Raw genomic sequence first — 17,771 nt, forward strand, 5'->3', positions numbered from 1 at the left:
CTTCTTGCTGCTCGTAGTTGTTGGCGTCGCGGATCAGCCCGTCGCGCACCCCGTGCAGCATGTTGACGATGTTGCGGAACGCGGTCTGCATTTGGCCCATGGTGTCGTAGGAGGTGTTGGCCGCGGTCCCGCCCCAGCCGGCTCCGGTGATGTTGGTCGAGGACGCCCACATCTTGCGGGCCTCATCCTCCACGGTTTGGGCGTGCACGTCGAAACGGCCCGCCATCGCCCGCATCTGGTGCGGATCGGTCATAAAACGCGTCGGCATATCACTGTCTCCTTAACTCGTTGCCTGCGAAAGGATATGGCTTATCCGGCCACGACCGGTCGTGGCATCACGGTGGGTTTGAAGCCGTAACGCGGTGCGCCGAAACCGAAACCGCCGCCGCGCCCGCCAGCACCACCCGGCATCCCGCCGGGCATGGCGGCCACCGAGTTGCTTTCCGGGGCCACGGCCCAGCCGGCACCCTGCACGGCGCCGGTGCTGGCGGCGCTGGCCGGGGTCGCCGCCGCCCACGTCGGCGGGGTGGAAATCGCGCCGACCAGCGAGGCCTGGCCCATGCTGGCGGTCACCGCCGAACTGCCGCTCAAGCCCGCGCTGAGGCCGGGAACGGCCGACGACGCCGCACCGGCGGCGCCGCCGAGTGCACCGAGTTCGCCCAGTGGACCACCGGGGGCCAGCAGCGCCCCCAGGCCGGCGGACGCCGCACCACCGCCGGCGGCGTTGAAACCCGGACCGGCGAAGTAACCGATCATGCTCGGAATCAGGGTCGACGGGATATACATCGCGGCGGTGGCGCCTCCGGAGGAGATGCCGTTCAAGATCACCGACATGTAGTCGGTCGACCCCAGCGAACTGCCCAGCCCACTCAGGATGCTCCCGATTCCGGACGCTCCCGAACCCGACGCCGCCGACGTCGCGGCCGACATCGGCGAAGCCAGGCTTTGAATCGCACTGGGCATCGACGAGATCAGCTGCGAGACTTGGGCGCTGCTGTTCCCCGCGGCGGTGCCCGAGGCTTGGGTCACCGCCGCGGCTTGCCCAGCGATCCCGGTCGGGTTGGTGGTTTGGTTCGGCGAGGTGAACGGGGTCACCTGCGAGGCGCTCGCCGCGGAGCCGGCGTAGCCGTACATCGCCGCGGCGTCCTGGGCCCACATCTCCCCGTAATGGGCCTCGTTGGCCGCGATCGCCGCAGTGTTGAGGCCCAGGAAGTTGGTCGCGACCAGCGTGGCCAGTTGAGCCCGGTTGGCGGCGACCACCGCCGGGGGCACGGTCGCCGCATGGGCCGCCTCGAAGGCGGCCGCCGCGGCGGTGGCCTGGGTGGCGGCCTGTTCGGCTTGGGCAGCGGTGGTGCCCATCCACGTCATATACGGGGTGGCGGCGGCGGTCATGGACGCGGCCGCCGGCCCCGTCCACTCCTCGCCGGTCAACTGAGTAAGGGCCGCCTCGTAGGAGGTCGCCGCCGAACTGAGTTCGGCGGCCAGCGCGCGCCACGAGGCCGCGGCGGCCATCATGGGCGCCGAACCAGGGCCGGCATACATGCGGGTGGAGTTGATCTCCGGCGGTAGGGCTCCGAAATCAAACATGATTGCCCCGCTCAGCCCGCGGCGGCCGCGTTGGCAGCCTCGGTAGCCGCATACGACCCGGCGCTCATGCCCAGGGTGTTGACGAACATTTCGTGGATCGCGCTGGCCTGCGCACTGACTTGCTGGTACAGGGTGGCGTGCGCGGCGAACTGCGCCGCGGTCAGCGCCGAGACCTCATCGGCGGCTGCCGGAACCACACCGGTCGTCGGGGCGGCCGAGGCGGCGTTTTGGGCGGCCAACGCCGAGCCGATCCCCTGCAGGGTGCTGGCTGCCGACGTCAGCGCCTCAGGTTGTGTGGTTACGAAAGACATTGCCCTCTCCTTAGCGAAACGAGCCGGCCTGCACAGGTCGGCCACTGAGCAGGCTCCACAGTTCCCTAACTAACGGCGGCAATGAAAGCGGGTTAACTGCTTCTTAACTTCGACGCTCGAACTTTTTACACACCCGCGGCGCAGGCGGTGTCACGCGTCACGCCGACGGCTCCGCGGCGTCGGGTCTCGATACAAAAGGGGCGCCTGTGATTTCAGGGCGAGTTGGTTCTCCCGTGCACGCAAGCGCCAACGCACACGGCGCGCCGCGGTGTTGTGAGGTGAGCGGCTGGCGGCGTAGGGTGTTCGAACGATGCTGTCGGCCAACAAAATTCGATGCAGAGACGAGCGGCGCCAACCGCCGTCCGCCCTGCGGCTCACCGGTCTCGTCGAGCCCGAATGAAAGGCCGGTAACCCGGAATTAACAACGCGATCCGACGCGGTAAAAGCTGCGTAACACCGACTTAACGGGGCCCACGCAGACTTCGAGCCATGAAACGCCTACTCCTGCTGATGGGTCTCACCACCGCGCTGGTCGGCCTCGCAGCGCCGGCGCACGCCGACGAATCCGGCAGCGACGCGGAATTCCTTGGCGCACTTTCCGGGGCGGGACTGTCCCACCGCGGCGCGAACCAGGCCATCGTGGCCGGACATGCCGTGTGCAAATTGATGGACGCTGGCCTGTCGCCGATGGACACCGTGGTGGCGGTCCAAAGCACCAACCCCGGATTCACCACCGAGCACGCCGCCAAGTTTGCGGTCATCTCCGCGACGTCCTACTGCCCCGAACACATGTAGCCAGCTCAAGGACCCAAAACGCGGCCCCTGTCCCCGGTGGACACGGGGGTCCGTCACATGGATTTAACAAGCCAGTGAACGACGGTAAAAGTCAGGTAACACGGATTTAACGGGCCCTGACCAGAATGACCTGCATGAAGCGCCTACTCCTCCTGGTAAGCGCCGCCGCAATGGTGGGCCTCGCCGTTCCCGCGCATGCCGACACGACCGGCGACGACGCGGCGTTTCTTGCCGCGCTCGACCAGGCGGGCCTCAGCCACCGCGGCGCCGGGCAGGCCATCGCGGCCGGCCAGGCGGTATGCAAGTTGATGGACGGCGGACTCACCCCCCTCGACACCGTGAACGCGGTGCGCAGCACCAACCCCGGCTTCACCATGGAGAGCGCCGCGAAGTTCACCGCCATCTCGGCGAACGCGTACTGCCCCAACCACCTGTAGCACCAGCAGCTCGCCCAATTCCCCTTCCGCGGAATCAATGCCGCGTGCCGAGGCCACCTGCCGCGTAGTCCCGGTCGGGGGCCGCTGCCGCCGTCACGCTAGATTCGCCGCAAGCCCCCATAGCCCAATTGGCAGAGGCAGCGGACTTAAAATCCGCCCAGTGTCGGTTCGAGTCCGACTGGGGGCACCGACGGCCAGTGTGGTCGCACAGCAACCCATCCGGCGTTGATACAAGATCACGGGCAGGCCAAGAATCGGCTAAATACGTCGCATTACTCGCCCGGTGTCACTTACGCTCAGCACACGCGAGTCCTGGCCGGCAACGCTGTAGGGATAGCTGTGCACCGACCGGTCGGGGGTTAGGGCGAGGCTTGGAATGAACACATGCGTCGTTTGACGGCCGTGCTCGTCGTTGCGGGCGTGAGCCTATTGGCTCCTGGCTGCCACAGCGGTAACCACAAGAGCGCCACGACGACCACCACATCGACCACGACGACCAAGGCTCCGCCGCCGGTTGTCGAGAAGGCGCTGAAGGGGCTGTTGCTCACCCCGGAGCAGGTCAACGCCGTCATGGGGGCCACCGAGATGGCCGTCACCAGGTATCACAATGCGATGTCCGACGACAGCGACACGATGCAACCCCGGGAGTGTCTGCCGATCGACGGCGCGGCGCAGGCCCAGGTCTATGCCGACAGCGGTTTTTCCGCCATGCGGGATCAGACCCTGCAGGAGGGCGACAACTTCACCCACTTCGTCGAGCAGGCCGTGGTGCTGTTTCCGTCGGCCAAGCAAGCCGCCGCCTTCTACGACGCCTCCGCCAAGCAGTGGCCGACCTGCGACCTGTACACCCACATCCAGTCCGGCTCGGAGTGGGAGGCCGGGCCGGTGACCAACGACAAGGGCGTGCTCAGCGTGGTCGCGACCCAAGAGAACGCCGGCGCCCCCGGCTGGGCCTGCGGGCGGGCCCTGACCGTGCGGAACAACGTCGTCGTCGACGTCAACACCTGCAGCGCCGACCCCGCCGACACCGCGGTCAACATCGCCAACCAGATCGCCGCCAAGGTGCCCGTGCAGCCCACATAACCATGCCTACTAGGCAATATTGCCCAGTGGGCAATCCGAGCCTATGCTGGCTGGGTGGCCGGTTTACGCGAGCGCAAAAAGCTCGATACCCGTAAAGCCCTCAGCGACGCCGCGCTGGAGTTGGCGTTCGAGCGCGGGCTGGACAACGTCACCCGCGACGACATCGCCGCCCGCGCGGGGGTCTCGCTACGGACGTTCAGCAACTACTTCACCGGCAAATACGACGCGTTGGCCTACCGGCAGGTGGAACGGGTGCGGCGCAGCCTCGACGCGCTGCGGGCCCGGCCCTCCGACGAGCCACTGTGGGCGGCGATCACCGCGGCGGTGCTGGCGCCGCTGGAGGACGACGGGGCGGCCGCGACCGTGCCGAGCCCGGAGCAGCTGGGGGAGGTGCGCAAGCTGCTGCTGACTCCCGAGGCGCGCGCGGCCGTGTCGAAGGAAGTCTTCGCCGACTGGGTCGAGGCCATCGCCGCGCGCACCGGCACCGATCCCGACCGGGACATGTACCCCCGCCTGGTCGTCGGGGTGATCCGGGCGGTCGCCGAGGCCGCGCTCGACAACTACGTGCACGCCGACCCGCCGGTGCACATCACCACCTTGCTGCGCCGCGGTTTCGCCGCGGTGGCGGCGGGCCTCCCAGCGCCGGTTACCGGCTCAACCACCTCGTGAAAGGTCACCGCCATGGGTGAAAACGCGGTCGAGATTGTCGTCTCCGGCGCCGGTCCCAACGGACTGATGACCGCCGGCGAACTCGCGCTGGCCGGCGTGCGCCCGATCGTGCTGGACGCGCTTCCCGAGCCCAGCGCCGAGCCCAAAGCCAACGGCCTTGTCGGGCAGGTGGTTCGGGTGCTCGACATGCGCGGGCTCTACCACGAGTTGGGTGGCCCGCCCGGGCCGCCGCCAGCCGCGTTCGCTGCCTTCAGCGGGATTCCGCTGCCGTTGGACGGCGTGCCGGACAATCCGATGCGCAGGATGCTGATCCCGCAGCCACGGCTGGTGCGCCACCTGGAAGCCTGGGCCCGCGGCCTGGGCGCGGAAATCCGGTGGGGCCACGGGCTGACCGAGGTGACCCAGCGCGACGGCGGCGTGGATCTCATCGTCACCGGCCCCGACGGGCCCTACCCGCTGCGTACCCGATACCTGGTCGGCGCCGACGGGGGTCGCAGCCTGGTCCGCAAATCCGCCGGCATCGGATTCCCCGGATTCACCGCCCCGATGGTGCTGAGGATCGCCCACGTCCACCTGCCTGCCCAGCTGCGCGCCGACGACGGCGGTATCGCACTTCCCGGCGGCGGTCGAATCCCGTTCGGGCACAACCGAGTGGACCGCGGCGGTGTCGTTGTCGCCGAACTGGAACCCGGCCGACCGCTCATCGGAACGATCGAGTTCGGCGACGAATCGGTCTGCGACGACACGCCGATGACGGTGGAGGAACTGCGGAAGAGCCTGCGCCGGGTGCTGGGCGTCGACTTGCCGGTGGAACCGCCCCGCGGAGATGGTCCGCACGCGCTGCGCCGGATCAACGGCCAAAACACCCGCCAGGCCGACCGTTACCGCGACGGCAACGTGTTCCTGGTCGGCGACGCCGCCCACGTGCACTCCCCGATCGGCGGGCCCGGCCTCAACCTGGGGTTGCAGGATGCGGTCAACCTCGGCTGGAAGCTCGCCGCGGCGGTGAACGGCTGGGCGCCAACCGGATTGCTGGACAGCTACCAGCGCGAGCGGTATCCGGTCGGCGAGCGCGTCATGATGCACTCGATGTCCCAGACCGCGCTGATGGCCCCCGGCCCCGAGGTGGCCGCGCTGCGTGCACTGTTCGGTGAACTCACGCAAAACCCGGACACCGCAGCGCATTTGGCGCGGCTGCTGGCCGGCTCGGATACCCGCTACGACGTCGGCGACGATCACCCGCTGTCGGGGTATCTGGTCCCCGAGTTGGCGTTGAGCGATGGACGCCGCGTCGCCGAGGCGATGCGGGCGGCGCGCCCGCTGCTGCTTGACCGGACCGGCGGCGTGTTCGCCGAGTCCGTGCCGGGGTGGGCCGACCGGGTGGACGCCGCGACGGTCACCAGCTCCGCCACCGCGGTGGCCGCGCTGTTGATCCGGCCGGACGGCTACGTCGCCTGGGCGGCCGACGATGCGCGCCCCGACGGCGTCGATCGGCTGCACGCGGCGCTGAGGCGCTGGTTCGGCGCGCCCGACACCGGCGACGCAATGTGATGTTCGCCTCTTTTTGGCCAGACGTTAAGAGACTCTTAATTCCGAGAATGGCGTGAGACCGAGGTCACCCGTTCGCCAGGCGGCGGTAAGGCCACGTCGATCCCCAGTCGCTGTGTTGCTGTGGAACACATTGTGGCCCACGGAATAGTTGTCGGCTAAGCGCAATCTAAGCGCGTTCTGCGATATGAGTCACAACGGTGAAATGCTTCCTTTTGACCGTGAATTCCGCCGCTAAACTCGAATGGAACTTGTGCCCGACGGGCGCTGCAATCGATATCCAGGGCGGTGTTGCTGCTGCCCGCGGGGAGGTTCGACAACGATGGCAAAGGCTGTGACCGCTATGAGCGAGGCCGGTGACGCGACCGGCGGTGTGGCGTTGGCCGAGCCGCCGTCGTCGGCGCCCACGGTGCGGATTCCCGCACTGGGGGACTTGGCGGTCAACCTGGGGCCGCGTTCGCACCGGTATCTCCCCGAGGTCTTGGCCGAGGCCGGTCCGCTGCTGGAGGTCGGCGTGGCGCTGGGGCTCACCGTCGCCGGTCGCATCGCCGTGGGCAACGGTCCCATTGCCGGTGTCGCCGCCAGCCGCGACGGTCGCCGCCTGGTCGTGACGAACTACGGCGACGACAGCATCTCGGTGATCAACCTGGCCGCCGGGCGAGTCGCGGCGACGCTCACCGGTCTGCCCGAGCCGTTCACGGTCGCCGCCGATGAGGCCGACGAGGCTCGGGTCTACGTCGGCGTCGCCTCAGCCGGCTACGACGCGGTCGCGGCGATCGACCTGGACAGCGGCACCGCCGTCGCCGGGTACCCGCTGGCCGGCTCGGTGCGCGACCTGGCGGGGAGCCCGGACGGGAAACTCCTGTTCACCAGCCGCATCGGGGCCGACGGGGCCGATGTCGTGGTCCTGGACACCACGACCGAGCAAGCCCAGGCGATCGACCTGGCGGTGCCGCCGGGCGCCGTCGCCGAGAACCTGGCCGTCAGCCCGGACGGTCAGCGCCTCTACGTCGCCATCCAGCGGCCCGACGGCAGCGGATTGGCGGTGATCGACACCGCCGCCCGCCGCGTGCTGGACACCATCGAGATCGGTTCGCCCATCCGGGGTCTCGCGCTCAACCACGATGGCGGCATCCTCTACGTCGCCAGCTGCGACCCCGACCTGGGTGCCATGATCGACGTGGTCGACACCCGCGCCGCGGTCATCACCGGCAGCCTGGAAATCGGGTCGCCGGACGCCGTCACCCAACTGCTGCTCAGCAACGACGGTGCGCGGGCCTACCTGGTCACCGGGGCCGGTGTCACCGTGATGTCGACCCTGACGCACGACGTGATCGGCGCCGTCGCCCTGGACGCGCAGCCGTCCTGCGTGGCCGAAAGCGCCGACGGCAGCCACCTCTACGTCGCCGACCACGCCGGTGCGGTCACCGTGGTGTCCATCGCATTGACCACGGCGTCCCTGGTGGGCGAGGTCGCCGACCGCCCCGAGCTGTTTGAGCTGGAGCCGGTGCTGGTCTAACACCCGGTGGCACGCCCACGCGGGTAGCGTTGAGCCGGGCTTGTAGACAACAGCGGCCAACAGCGCAAAGGTGGTACGTCGTGTACAGCACGATGCAGAACGTCCCGCTGACGATCACCGCCATCCTCAACCACGCCACCGCGGTCCACGGCGCGCGCACCGTGACCACGGCGACCGGCGACGGGTACCGCCGGTGTACCTACCGGGAGCTCGGACAGCAGGTGGCCCAGCTGGCCAACGGGCTGCGCCGCCTGGGCATCAGCGGTGACCAGCGGGTCGCCACGTTCATGTGGAACAACGCCGAGCACCTGGCGGCCTACCTGGCGGTGCCCGCGATGGGGGCGGTGCTGCACACCCTGAACATCCGGCTGTTCGCCGATCAGATCGTCTACGTCGCCAACGAAGCCGAAGACCAGGTCGTGCTGGTGGACGTGTCGTTGGCCAAGCTGCTGGCGCCGGTGCTGGACCAGCTCGACACCGTGCACACCGTGATCGCGGTGGGCGACGGTGATACGGCGGCGTTGGAACAGGCCGGTAAGACGGTGCTGCGCTACGCCGACGTCGTCGGCGCCGAGCCGGCCGAGTTCGACTGGCCCGAGATCGACGAGAACTCCGCGGCCGCGATGTGCTACACCAGCGGCACCACCGGCAACCCGAAAGGCGTGGTCTACAGCCACCGTTCGAGCTACCTGCACTCGATGGCGGCCTGCACCACCAACGGGATCGGGGTCGGGTCCGTCGACCGGGTGCTGCCGATCGTGCCGATGTTCCACGCCAACGCCTGGGGGCTGCCGTACGCGGCGTTGATGGCCGGCGCCGACCTGGTGCTGCCGGACCGCTACCTCGATGCCCGCTCCCTGGTGGACGCGGTCGAGACGCAGCGGCCCACCGTGGCCGGCGCGGTGCCGACGATCTGGAACGACGTCATGCACTTCCTGGACACCGAACCCGACCACGACATGTCGTCGCTGCGGCTGGTCGCCTGCGGCGGCTCGGCGGTGCCGGTGTCGCTGATGCGCACCTTCGAGGACAAGCACGGGGTGCAGATCCGCCAGTTGTGGGGGATGACCGAAACGTCGCCGCTGGCCACCATGGCGTGGCCGCCGCCGGGCACCCCCGATGAGCAGCACTGGACGTTGCGGGGCACCCAGGGACAGCCGGTGTGCGGGGTGCAAACCCGCATCGTCGACGACGACGGCCAGGTGTTGCCCAATGACGGTGAGGCCGTCGGCGAACTGGAGGTGCGCGGCCCGTGGATCGCCGGCTCCTACTACCGCGGCCAGGACGAGTCGAAGTTCGACGGCGGCTGGTTGCGCACCGGGGACGTGGGCCGCATCGACGCCCAGGGCTTCATCACGTTGACCGACCGGGCCAAGGACGTGATCAAATCCGGCGGGGAATGGATCTCCTCGGTCGAGCTGGAGAACGCACTGATCGCCCACCCGGACGTGGTCGAGGCGGCGGTGGTCGGCGTGCCCGACGAGCGCTGGCAGGAACGGCCGCTGGCGGTGGTGGTGGCCCGGGAGGGGGCCGCCGCGCAGGCCGGTGAGCTGCGAACCTTCCTGGCCGGCAGGGTTGTTCGGTGGTGGCTGCCGGAGCGGTGGACGTTCGTCGACGAGATTCCGCGCACCAGCGTCGGCAAGTACGACAAGAAGACCATCCGGTCCCGGTACGCCGACAACGCCTACCAGGTCACCGAGGTGCGGGACTGACCCGGCGAGCAGACGCAGAATCGCATAATTTCGGCCAGGAAGATGCGATTCTGTGTCTGCTCGCGGTAGAAAGTGATCATGAGTCTGCGCGTGGTGCAATGGGCGACCGGGTCGGTGGGAGTGGCCGCGATCAACGGGGTGCTCGAGCATCCCGAACTTGAGCTGGTCGGCTGCTGGGTGCATTCGGAAACCAAGAGCGGCAAGGACGTCGGCGACATCCTCGGCACACCACCGCTGGGGGTGACCGCCACCAACAACATCGACGACATCCTCGCGCTGGACGCCGACGCGGTGATCTATGCGCCGCTGCTGCCCAACGTCGACGAAGTCGCCGCGTTGCTGCGCTCCGGCAAGAACGTCGTCACCCCGCTGGGCTGGTTCTATCCCAGCGAACACGAGGCCGCGCCGCTGGAGATCGCCGCGCAGGCCGGCAACGCGACGCTGCACGGCGCCGGCATCGGCCCCGGGGCGGCCACCGAGTTGTTCCCGCTGCTGCTGTCGGTGATGTCGACGGGGGTGACTTATGTTCGCTCCGAAGAGTTTTCCGACCTGCGGACCTACGGCGCCCCGGACGTGCTGCGTTACGTGATGGGGTTCGGCGGGACGCCGGACAATGCGCTGACCGGGCCGATGCAAAAGCTCCTCGACGGCGGGTTCGTCCAGTCGGTGCGGTTGTGCGTGGACCGGTTGGGATTTGCCGCCGATCCCACGGTGCGCTCCTCCCAGGAGGTGGCGGTCGCGACCGCCCCGATCGACTCGCCGATCGGGCCGATCGAACCCGGTCAGGTCGCCGGGCGCCGCTTCCACTGGGAGGCGATGGTGGGCGACACCCCGGTGGTGCGGATCACGGTGAACTGGCTGATGGGTGAGGAAAACCTGGATCCGCCATGGTCATTCGGCCCGGCCGGGGAACGCTACGAGATGGAGGTCCGCGGCAATCCGGACACCTTCGTCACCGTGAAGGGCTGGCAGCCGGAAAGCGTCGAAGCCGGGCTGAAGAGCAACCCCGGCATCGTCGCCACCGCGGCGCACTGCGTGAACAAAATCCCGGCGGTCTGCGCGGCCCCGGCCGGCATTCAGGGTTTCTTCGATCTGCCGCTGGTCACCGGCCGCGCCGCACCGGGATTGGCTAGCCTGGGCTGATGTCTCTCACCGTCGAGCAATCCCGGGCGATACCCGTCGGAGTTGCCGACGCATTCGCCGGCACCCTGCCGTTGCCGTTGCCGACGCTGTTTCGGCACTGGTATGGGCCGATCCCGCCGATCAGGGCGGTGCGCGACCAGACCGGGGAGTGGAACGCGGCCGGCCAAACCCGCACCGTGCTGCTGACCGGTGGCGGCAGCATGCGGGAGCAATTGACCGAGATCGACCCGCCGCACGGCTTCGACTACACGCTCACCGACATCAAGGGCCCGCTGGCCCCGCTGGTCGACCTCGTCGAGGGCCAATGGCGGTTCACCCCCGACGGCGACGGCACCCAGGTCAGCTGGCGCTGGACCATTCACCCGCGCTCGACGCTGGCCCGCCCCGCGCTGCCGGTGCTCGGCTGGCTGTGGCAGGGCTACGCCCGCCAGGCGTTAGCCGAACTGTCCGCGCAGCTGGCCGGCTGACCGGCATGTGCCGCCTGTTCGCGCTGCACGCCGGGTCCCAGGTGGTGACCGCCACGTTTTGGCTGCTCGACGCCCCGGACAGCCTCGCCGAACAGAGCCGGCGCAACCCCGACGGCACCGGCCTGGGCGTGTTCGACGGCCACGGGCAACCGGAGCTGCGCAAACAGCCCATCGCGGCCTGGCAGGACGCCGACTTCGCCACCGAAGCCCACGACATGACCGGCACCACGTTCGTCGCGCACGTCCGGTACGCGACCACCGGAGCGCACGAGGTGGTCAACACCCACCCGTTCCTGCAGGACGGCCGGATCTTCGCGCACAACGGCGTGGTCGAGGGACTCGACGTGCTCGACGAGCGGTTGCGCCAGGTCGGCGCCGCCGACCTGGTGGCCGGCCACACCGACTCCGAGCGGGTGTTTGCGTTGATCACCGCCGCCATCCGGGCGCGACGCGGCGACGTGGCCGGCGGCCTGGTCGACGCCCTGAGCTGGCTGGCCGCCAATGTGCCGATCTACGCGGTCAACGTGCTGCTCAGCACCGCCACCGAGGTGTGGGCGCTGCGCTACCCGGAACCCAACCAGCTGTACATGCTGGACCGCCGCGACGGCGCGCCGCCGAGTTTGGCGTTGCGCAGCAGGCGCATTCGCGCGCACGCCGAGCAGCTGCGCGGCCGGCCGGCGGTGGTGTTCGCCAGCGAGCCGATGGACGACGACCCGCGCTGGCAGCTGATCGCGCCCGGCGAGCTGGTCCACGTCGACGCCGGGTTACAGATCACCCGTGACCTGGTGCTGCCGGACCCGCCCACCCACCAGCTGCGCCGCGCCGACCTGAGCACGGTGGCGGCCGCCGCGCAGCACCCGTTCGGGTAACTGGCACACTCGGAGACCGTGACGACCAAACGCGCGCTCGTGCTGGCCGGCGGGGGAGTGGTAGGAATCGCCTGGGAGACCGGGGTATTGCAGGGCATCGCCGAGGCATCACCGGCCACCGCGCGCGCGTTGCTCGACTCGCAGGTGCTGGTCGGCACCTCGGCGGGATCGGCGGTGGCCGCCCAGATCGGCGGCGACGTGGGACTCGAGGAACTGTTCACCCGGCAGGTCGACGGGCCGTCCGCCGAGATCGATCCCGGGGTGAGCGCCGACGCGATCGGCGAGCTGATCCTGGCCGCGGTCACCGAACCGAACACCTCCACCGCGCAGAAGCTGCAACGGATCGGGGCGGTCGCGGCGGCCGCGCAGACCGTGGCCGAGCCGGTGCGCCGCAACGTGATCGCGCAGCGGCTGCCGTCGCACACCTGGCCGGACCGGGAGCTGCGGATCACCGCCATCGACATCGCCACCGGCGAACTGGTGGTATTCGACCGGGACTCGGGGGTTGATTTGGTGGACGCGGTGGCCGCCAGCTGCGCGGTGCCCGGGGCGTGGCCGCCGGTGACGATTGGGGGCCGGCGCTACATGGACGGCGGCATCGGCAGCTCGGTCAACCTGGCGGTGGCCGACGACTGTCCGGTGGCGGTGGTGTTGGTGCCCGCCGGCGAGGCCGCGCCCTCCCCGTTCGGGGGCGGTCCCGCCGCCGAGATCGCCGGGTTTGGCGGCAGGGCGTTCGGGGTGTTCGCCGACGACGCCGCGCTGGCGGCCTTCGGCGCCAACCCGCTGGACCCGCGGTGCCGGGCCGCGTCGGCGCGGGCCGGGCGTGAGCAGGGGCGCCGGGTGGCCGGGGCGGTGGCCGAGTTCCTGCGCGGCTGACTCAGCCCGCGTCGGCCGCCGCGTCCAGGGCGGTGGCGGCCAGTTCGCGGCCCACGTCGATCACCTCGGCGGCGCGGTGGAAATCCAGGCTGCGGCAGGTGGTGCGGGGCACCTCGATGAGCAGATCGGGCGGATACATCGCCAGGTGGTGCCGGGTCAACGCCGCCTGAGCGATATCGATGGTGCGGTTCATCACCTCGAAGCTACCCAGCTTGGGCACCTCGGGCACCTCGGGAACCTCGGGCAGCGCGTCGGGCTCGGGTTCGGCGTCGACGTCGGTGTCCGGGATCGCCGCGCCGAACCGGCTGAGCACCGCCCGCGCCGTCGGCCGGTCCAGCAGCGACCGGGCGGCGTTGGTATCCAGCAGCCCAGAGGTGCTGCGCAGCATGCGATGCAGCCACTCCGCGGTGGGACGCGGCTCGGGATCGTCGTCGTGGGCTGTGGCCTCCTCCTCGCTGCCGCTGAGGTTCACCGCGACCGTCAGGTCGGCGTTGACCGCGGCCATCGGCGCCATCGGCAGCGGATCGAGGATCCCGCCGTCGGCCAGCAGCCGTCCGTCGACCACGTGCGGCGCGATCACCCCGGGGATGGCGATCGCCGCCCGGATCGCGGCGTCGACCGGGCCGCGCTGCAGCCACACCGACCTGCCGGTGATCAGATCCGTCGCGACCGCCGTGTACGGAATCGGCAGCCGCTCAATGGTGGTGTCGCCCAAGATGTCTCGGACAGCGTCCAGAATCTTGCCGGCCCGCAGCACCCCCGCCGCGGTGATCGACGGGTCCAGCAGCCGCAGCACCGCGCGCTGTGTCAACGCCTTGGCCCACTCGGTGAACTCGTCGAGCCGGTCGGCCGCCTGCAGCCCGCCCACCAACGCACCCATCGACGACCCGGAGATCCCGACGATGTCATACCCGCGGTCGCGCAGCTCGTTGATCACCCCGATGTGGGCGTAGCCGCGGGCGCCGCCGCTGCCGAGGACTAGGGCAACCCGGCGTCGGTCTGCGCGTGTCACCACTCCATCTTGCACGCGCGCACCAACTCAGCCGATCATCGGCACCAACAACTGGGCGTCGCGGCCGGGTCCCCAGTGCAGGGTGCACGTGCCCCGCGAAAGGCTCCGGTACGCGGTGGGAAACTGCCCGGTCAGCGGGTTGCGCGGCCACAGCCACCGGCCGGCGACCACCAGCCGCAGCCGTTCGCCGGCGCGGAACAGCGTCGCCGACGGGCCCAGCGGAATGTCGACCTGCACCACCTGCCCGGGTTGCAGCGGCTCGGGGGTGGTGAACGTCGGCACCGGCTGGAACGGCCGCGACCGCTGCTCGTCGAGGGCGCGCAGCGACGCCCGCAACCAGCCGGAGGTGATGCGGTCGCGCCCGAACCCGTAGGAGCCCTCGAAGGGGACATAGCGCGCGCCGCGCCACTTTTCGACCCCGACGAACAGGTCGACGTCGGGGTGTCCGGTCACCTCGACGAACAGCCGCACCGCCATCGGCCCGGTCAACTCGGTGTCCTCGGGCACGGTCCAGCCGAAGCATGCGCCGCGCGAACGGGTGTCGAAGCTGATCGCCCCGTCCGCGGCGGCCGGGTCCGTCGACAGCCCGGTGTTGGTCAGATGCAGCGGTGTCCACCGTGTCGACGCCAGCGGCCAGCTCGACTCGTCCCGGACCGCCACGATCTGATCGCGGCTCTCCCGCACCTCCAGGCGGACCCGCGGTAGCGGCGTCGAGGTGCCGTCGCGCAGGTGCCGGTCCAGAAATGCCAGCTGCGCCTGCAGCGACGGTTCGGAGTAGAAGTTGCACCATTTGCCGGCGCGGTGGGTGTAGAGATGCTTCTCGGCGGAGCCGAGGTGTTCGAAGCCGCGGATCGACCCCCGGCTGTGCAGGTTGTTGTCCGAGAAGCTGCCGCAGATCAGCGCGGGCACCTCGATGTTGGCCAGGTCCGGCGCCAGCGACCGCCACCAGTCGTCGACCAGCGGGCGTTTGGTGTTCTCTTCCCCGAGTTGGTATTTCAGCCGGACGTTGCGTAGGCCGCGGCTCCATATCCGGACGAACCCGACCTCCTGGATGCCGCCGGGGCGCAGCAGATCGCGGTAGGGGTCGGTGAAGCCCTCCCACGGCACGATCGCCCTTAGGTGCGGGGGCCGCAGCGCGGCGGCCTTCCACTGCGAAATCGCCAGGTAGGACACCCCGATCATGCCGACCGCCCCGCTGCTCCACGGCTGCGCGGCGGCCCACTCGATGAGGTCGTAGACGTCCTCGCCCTCCTGGTCGGACAGCAGCGCACTCGCCCCGTCGGAATGCCCGGCGCCGCGCAGGTCGGCGTTGACCACCGCGAAGCCGCGCGCGGTCCACCACGCCGGATCGGGGGCTTCCCACCCGGTCAGGCTGGAGAACCGAATCCGCGACGGTTGCCGCAGGATGCGGTACTGAAACGGCACCGAATACCCCGCGCCCCAGCGCCTTTTGGCCGGAACGTTGTCCTTGTCGTAAGGGTGCGCCGACAGCAGCACAGGGAACGGCCCATCGCCGTGGGGCAGGTGGACGTTGACCCGCAGCACGGTGCCGTCGCGGGTGGTGACGGCGACGTCGCGCTCGATCAGCACCGCACCCGGCTGTGGCGGGTACACGTCGATGGGGCAGCGCAGCAGCCCCGCCAGCCGGGTCAGCGCGTAGCGCAGCGCGCCGGGGCGCCGCCAGGGGCGGTCGAGGGCGGGAGCATTGGTGTTCATGACGACTCTTTTCACGGGGCGTTGAGACTAGTTTCACGCTACGAGGAAACTAGTCTCAACGCAAGGGGAATTTCACGGTATGGTGAAACCATGGTGAAAAAGCCGGCGACGCCGGGGCCGCGTGATGAGCGCGGCGTGCTGGCCGCCCGCATCCTGGGCGCCGCCCGTGCGGCGTTCGCCGAACATGGCTGGGCCGGCACCACCATCCGGGCGGTGGCCCGGGCCGCCGAGGTGGACCCCGCGCTGGTCTACCACTACTTCGGGTCCAAGGAGGGTCTGCTCGATGCGGCCACCACCCCGCCGCAGAAGTGGTTCGATGGGGTGGCGGCCGCCCAGCAGATGCCGATCGGCGAGATGGGCGCCGCGATGCTGCGGTTGCTGCTGGCCAGCTGGGCCGACGACGACATCGCCCCCACCCTGCGCGCCATCCTGCAGATCGCCGCGCACGAGCCGGCCACCCTGGACAAGCTGCGGATGATCATCGAAGGCAGCCTGATGCAGGTGGCCGCGCTGGGCGACGAGCGTGATCGGCTGCTGCGCAGCGGGTTGATCTCCTCGCAGATGATGGGATTCGCGCTGATGCGCTATGTCTGGAAGATCGAGCCGCTGGCGTCGATGAGCGAGGACGACGTGGTGGCGGCGATCGGGCCGAACCTGCAGCGCTATCTGGAGGGCGATTTAGCGGATTTTGCTCACGGGTGATTCGAATTGCCGCCGCCGTCGGCGGGGGTGCACAACATGGCTGCTCAGGGGCACCGCACCGCCATCGGCACCACGGTGTCCGCCGATCCCGGCGCCGGTGGGTGCGGCGCGCATCCGGGCGCGCTGGCTAGCATGGCTGTCGTGATGGAGCACGCGGGATCTTGGGAGTGTTGTCGGCCGTAGCTGACCGCTGCCGTCGATTTCCCGATCCGCCCATCCGTTCTGGAGTTCCTGCCATGGTTATTGCCAATCCTGTCGCGCTGCGCCCGTCGCGGATCCCGTCGGTGTCCGGCCCCACCCGGCTGCGGCTGCCCGATCTATTGCACGCCACCGACCGCGCCGCCGACGACGTGCTCAGCGGACGCTATGACGTCCTGCTGCCGGTGGGCGGCCTGCCCACCGACGACCGCTGGTTCACCCGCATCCACGGTGACGAGGAGGTCGACATCTGGCTGATCAGCTGGGTGCCCGGTCACGCCACCGAGCTGCACGACCACGGCGGATCGCTCGGCGCGTTGACGGTGCTGTCCGGGTCGCTCGACGAATACCGGTGGGATGCGGGCGAACTGCGCAGGAATCGGCTCGAGGCCGGGGACCAGGCCGCCTTCCCGCTGGGCTGGGTGCACGACGTGGTCTGGGCGCCGACGTCGTCGACGGTGTCCGCGGCGCCGGTGGCTCCCGCGGAGCCGGTGGAGCCCACGTTGAGTGTGCACGCCTACTCGCCGCCATTGACCGCGATGTCGTACTACGAGGTCACCGGACGCAAGACGTTGCGCCGGCAGCGCACGGTGCTGACCGACGAGCCCGAGGGGCAAGCGTGACCAGTCGCATCGACGCGGTGCTGGCGGCGGCGCGGGATCGGCTGCGCCGGCTGCCCGCCGACCAGCTGCCCGACGCGCTGCGGCGCGGCGCGGTGCTCGTCGACATCCGGCCGCACGCCCAGCGGCAGCGGGAAGGCGAGGTGGCGGCGGCGCTGGTGATCGAACGCAATGTGCTGGAGTGGCGCTGCGATCCGACCAGCGACGCCCGGTTGCCGCAGGCCGTCGGCGACGACGTCGAATGGGTGATCCTGTGCTCGGAGGGCTACACCTCCAGCCTGGCCGCGGCATCACTGGTTGACCTTGGGTTACACCGCGCCACCGATGTCATCGGCGGGTATCACGCGCTGGTCGCCGCCCGCGCGGTCGCTGTCTCTTATTGACAAATCCCAGCCCACCAGACACCGGCTGACTGCTGCTGCGGTCGTCCGCCTTATAAAAATAAAAATCGCGCTCACCCGGGAAGCCGGCAGCAGCGCGCTAGCCGAGGCGCTAGATCGGAAGAGC

General features: G+C 69.7%; 19 protein-coding genes and 1 tRNA gene. 15 read left to right on the plus strand and 5 right to left on the minus strand.

Translation table 11 applies throughout. The features are described from left to right. From BKN37_RS18075 to BKN37_RS18085, 3 genes are all read right to left on the minus strand, one after another. Nucleotides 1-268, minus strand: a 268-nt coding sequence (locus tag BKN37_RS18075) for a WXG100 family type VII secretion target (RefSeq protein WP_071028377.1), incomplete at its 3' end; no start/stop codon positions are given. A 41-nt stretch (nt 269-309) separates the two neighbouring features. Continuing rightward, nucleotides 310-1,587, minus strand: a complete 1,278-nt coding sequence (locus BKN37_RS18080) for a PPE family protein (RefSeq protein WP_095407129.1) — start codon at nt 1,585-1,587, stop codon at nt 310-312. A gap of 11 nt (nt 1,588-1,598) precedes the next feature. Further along, nucleotides 1,599-1,898: a PE family protein gene (locus BKN37_RS18085; RefSeq protein WP_071028351.1), complete on the minus strand. Its 300-nt coding sequence runs from the start codon at nt 1,896-1,898 to the stop codon at nt 1,599-1,601. A 489-nt stretch (nt 1,899-2,387) separates the two neighbouring features. On the opposite strand from BKN37_RS18085, the gene BKN37_RS18090 reads away from it, so the two are divergent. The 12 genes from BKN37_RS18090 to BKN37_RS18145 all read left to right on the plus strand — a co-directional run bounded on the left by BKN37_RS18090 (nt 2,388) and on the right by BKN37_RS18145 (nt 13,016). Then, entirely contained in the window at nt 2,388-2,693 is a 306-nt protein-coding gene (locus tag BKN37_RS18090; RefSeq protein ID WP_071028352.1) for a DUF732 domain-containing protein, read from the plus strand. A gap of 134 nt (nt 2,694-2,827) precedes the next feature. Continuing rightward, entirely contained in the window at nt 2,828-3,130 is a 303-nt protein-coding gene (locus BKN37_RS18095) for a DUF732 domain-containing protein (protein WP_071028379.1), read from the plus strand. A 113-nt stretch (nt 3,131-3,243) separates the two neighbouring features. Beyond that, nucleotides 3,244-3,317, plus strand: a tRNA-Leu gene (locus BKN37_RS18100). A gap of 233 nt (nt 3,318-3,550) precedes the next feature. After that, nucleotides 3,551-4,213 carry a sensor domain-containing protein gene (locus BKN37_RS18105; RefSeq protein WP_341271938.1) on the plus strand — a complete coding sequence of 221 codons (663 nt, stop codon included), beginning with the start codon at nt 3,551-3,553 and terminating at the stop codon, nt 4,211-4,213. 54 nt (nt 4,214-4,267) lie between these two features. Continuing rightward, a complete protein-coding gene (locus tag BKN37_RS18110) occupies nt 4,268-4,882 on the plus strand; it encodes an acyl-CoA-like ligand-binding transcription factor (RefSeq protein ID WP_071028356.1) in 615 nt (204 codons plus the stop codon). A 12-nt stretch (nt 4,883-4,894) separates the two neighbouring features. Next, nucleotides 4,895-6,433, plus strand: coding sequence for an FAD-dependent monooxygenase (locus BKN37_RS18115; RefSeq protein ID WP_071028358.1), 1,539 nt, complete (start codon nt 4,895-4,897; stop codon nt 6,431-6,433). Between the two features lie 340 nt (nt 6,434-6,773). Then, a complete protein-coding gene (locus BKN37_RS18120; RefSeq protein ID WP_071028360.1) occupies nt 6,774-7,949 on the plus strand; it encodes a beta-propeller fold lactonase family protein in 1,176 nt (391 codons plus the stop codon). Between the two features lie 80 nt (nt 7,950-8,029). Continuing rightward, nucleotides 8,030-9,661: a long-chain fatty acid--CoA ligase gene (locus BKN37_RS18125; protein WP_071028362.1), complete on the plus strand. Its 1,632-nt coding sequence runs from the start codon at nt 8,030-8,032 to the stop codon at nt 9,659-9,661. A 72-nt stretch (nt 9,662-9,733) separates the two neighbouring features. Then, complete coding sequence (locus BKN37_RS18130; protein WP_095407130.1) at nt 9,734-10,804, plus strand: NAD(P)H-dependent amine dehydrogenase family protein; 1,071 nt, start codon at nt 9,734-9,736, stop codon at nt 10,802-10,804. Continuing rightward, complete coding sequence (locus BKN37_RS18135; protein ID WP_071028364.1) at nt 10,804-11,271, plus strand: SRPBCC family protein; 468 nt, start codon at nt 10,804-10,806, stop codon at nt 11,269-11,271. Before BKN37_RS18130 ends, BKN37_RS18135 begins: the two co-directional genes overlap by 1 nt. 5 nt (nt 11,272-11,276) lie before the next feature. Further along, nucleotides 11,277-12,140 carry a class II glutamine amidotransferase gene (locus BKN37_RS18140; protein ID WP_071028366.1) on the plus strand — a complete coding sequence of 288 codons (864 nt, stop codon included), beginning with the start codon at nt 11,277-11,279 and terminating at the stop codon, nt 12,138-12,140. Between the two features lie 18 nt (nt 12,141-12,158). After that, nucleotides 12,159-13,016, plus strand: a complete 858-nt coding sequence (locus BKN37_RS18145; protein ID WP_071028368.1) for a patatin-like phospholipase family protein — start codon at nt 12,159-12,161, stop codon at nt 13,014-13,016. 1 nt (nt 13,017) lies between these two features. Here BKN37_RS18145 and BKN37_RS18150 read toward each other — a convergent pair whose 3' ends face one another. Together BKN37_RS18150 and BKN37_RS18155 are read right to left on the minus strand one after the other, a co-directional pair. Continuing rightward, nucleotides 13,018-14,043, minus strand: coding sequence for a patatin-like phospholipase family protein (locus BKN37_RS18150; RefSeq protein WP_423212809.1), 1,026 nt, complete (start codon nt 14,041-14,043; stop codon nt 13,018-13,020). A gap of 12 nt (nt 14,044-14,055) precedes the next feature. After that, the gene (locus BKN37_RS18155) at nt 14,056-15,744 is read right to left on the minus strand and encodes a CocE/NonD family hydrolase (RefSeq protein ID WP_071028370.1); all 1,689 of its coding nucleotides are present in this window, start codon (nt 15,742-15,744) and stop codon (nt 14,056-14,058) included. 90 nt (nt 15,745-15,834) lie between these two features. Between BKN37_RS18155 and BKN37_RS18160 the strand changes: the two genes are divergently transcribed. The 3 genes from BKN37_RS18160 to BKN37_RS18170 all read left to right on the plus strand — a co-directional run bounded on the left by BKN37_RS18160 (nt 15,835) and on the right by BKN37_RS18170 (nt 17,647). Continuing rightward, complete coding sequence (locus BKN37_RS18160; protein ID WP_071028372.1) at nt 15,835-16,446, plus strand: TetR/AcrR family transcriptional regulator; 612 nt, start codon at nt 15,835-15,837, stop codon at nt 16,444-16,446. A 236-nt stretch (nt 16,447-16,682) separates the two neighbouring features. Continuing rightward, nucleotides 16,683-17,267 carry a cysteine dioxygenase gene (locus BKN37_RS18165; RefSeq protein ID WP_071028374.1) on the plus strand — a complete coding sequence of 195 codons (585 nt, stop codon included), beginning with the start codon at nt 16,683-16,685 and terminating at the stop codon, nt 17,265-17,267. Next, entirely contained in the window at nt 17,264-17,647 is a 384-nt protein-coding gene (locus tag BKN37_RS18170; protein ID WP_071028376.1) for a rhodanese-like domain-containing protein, read from the plus strand. The genes BKN37_RS18165 and BKN37_RS18170 overlap by 4 nt, the downstream gene beginning before the upstream one ends. Nucleotides 17,648-17,771: the final 124 nt, after the last annotated feature.

This window comes from Mycobacterium talmoniae (assembly GCF_001854525.1).
Taxonomy (GTDB): Bacteria; Actinomycetota; Actinomycetes; order Mycobacteriales; family Mycobacteriaceae; genus Mycobacterium; species Mycobacterium talmoniae.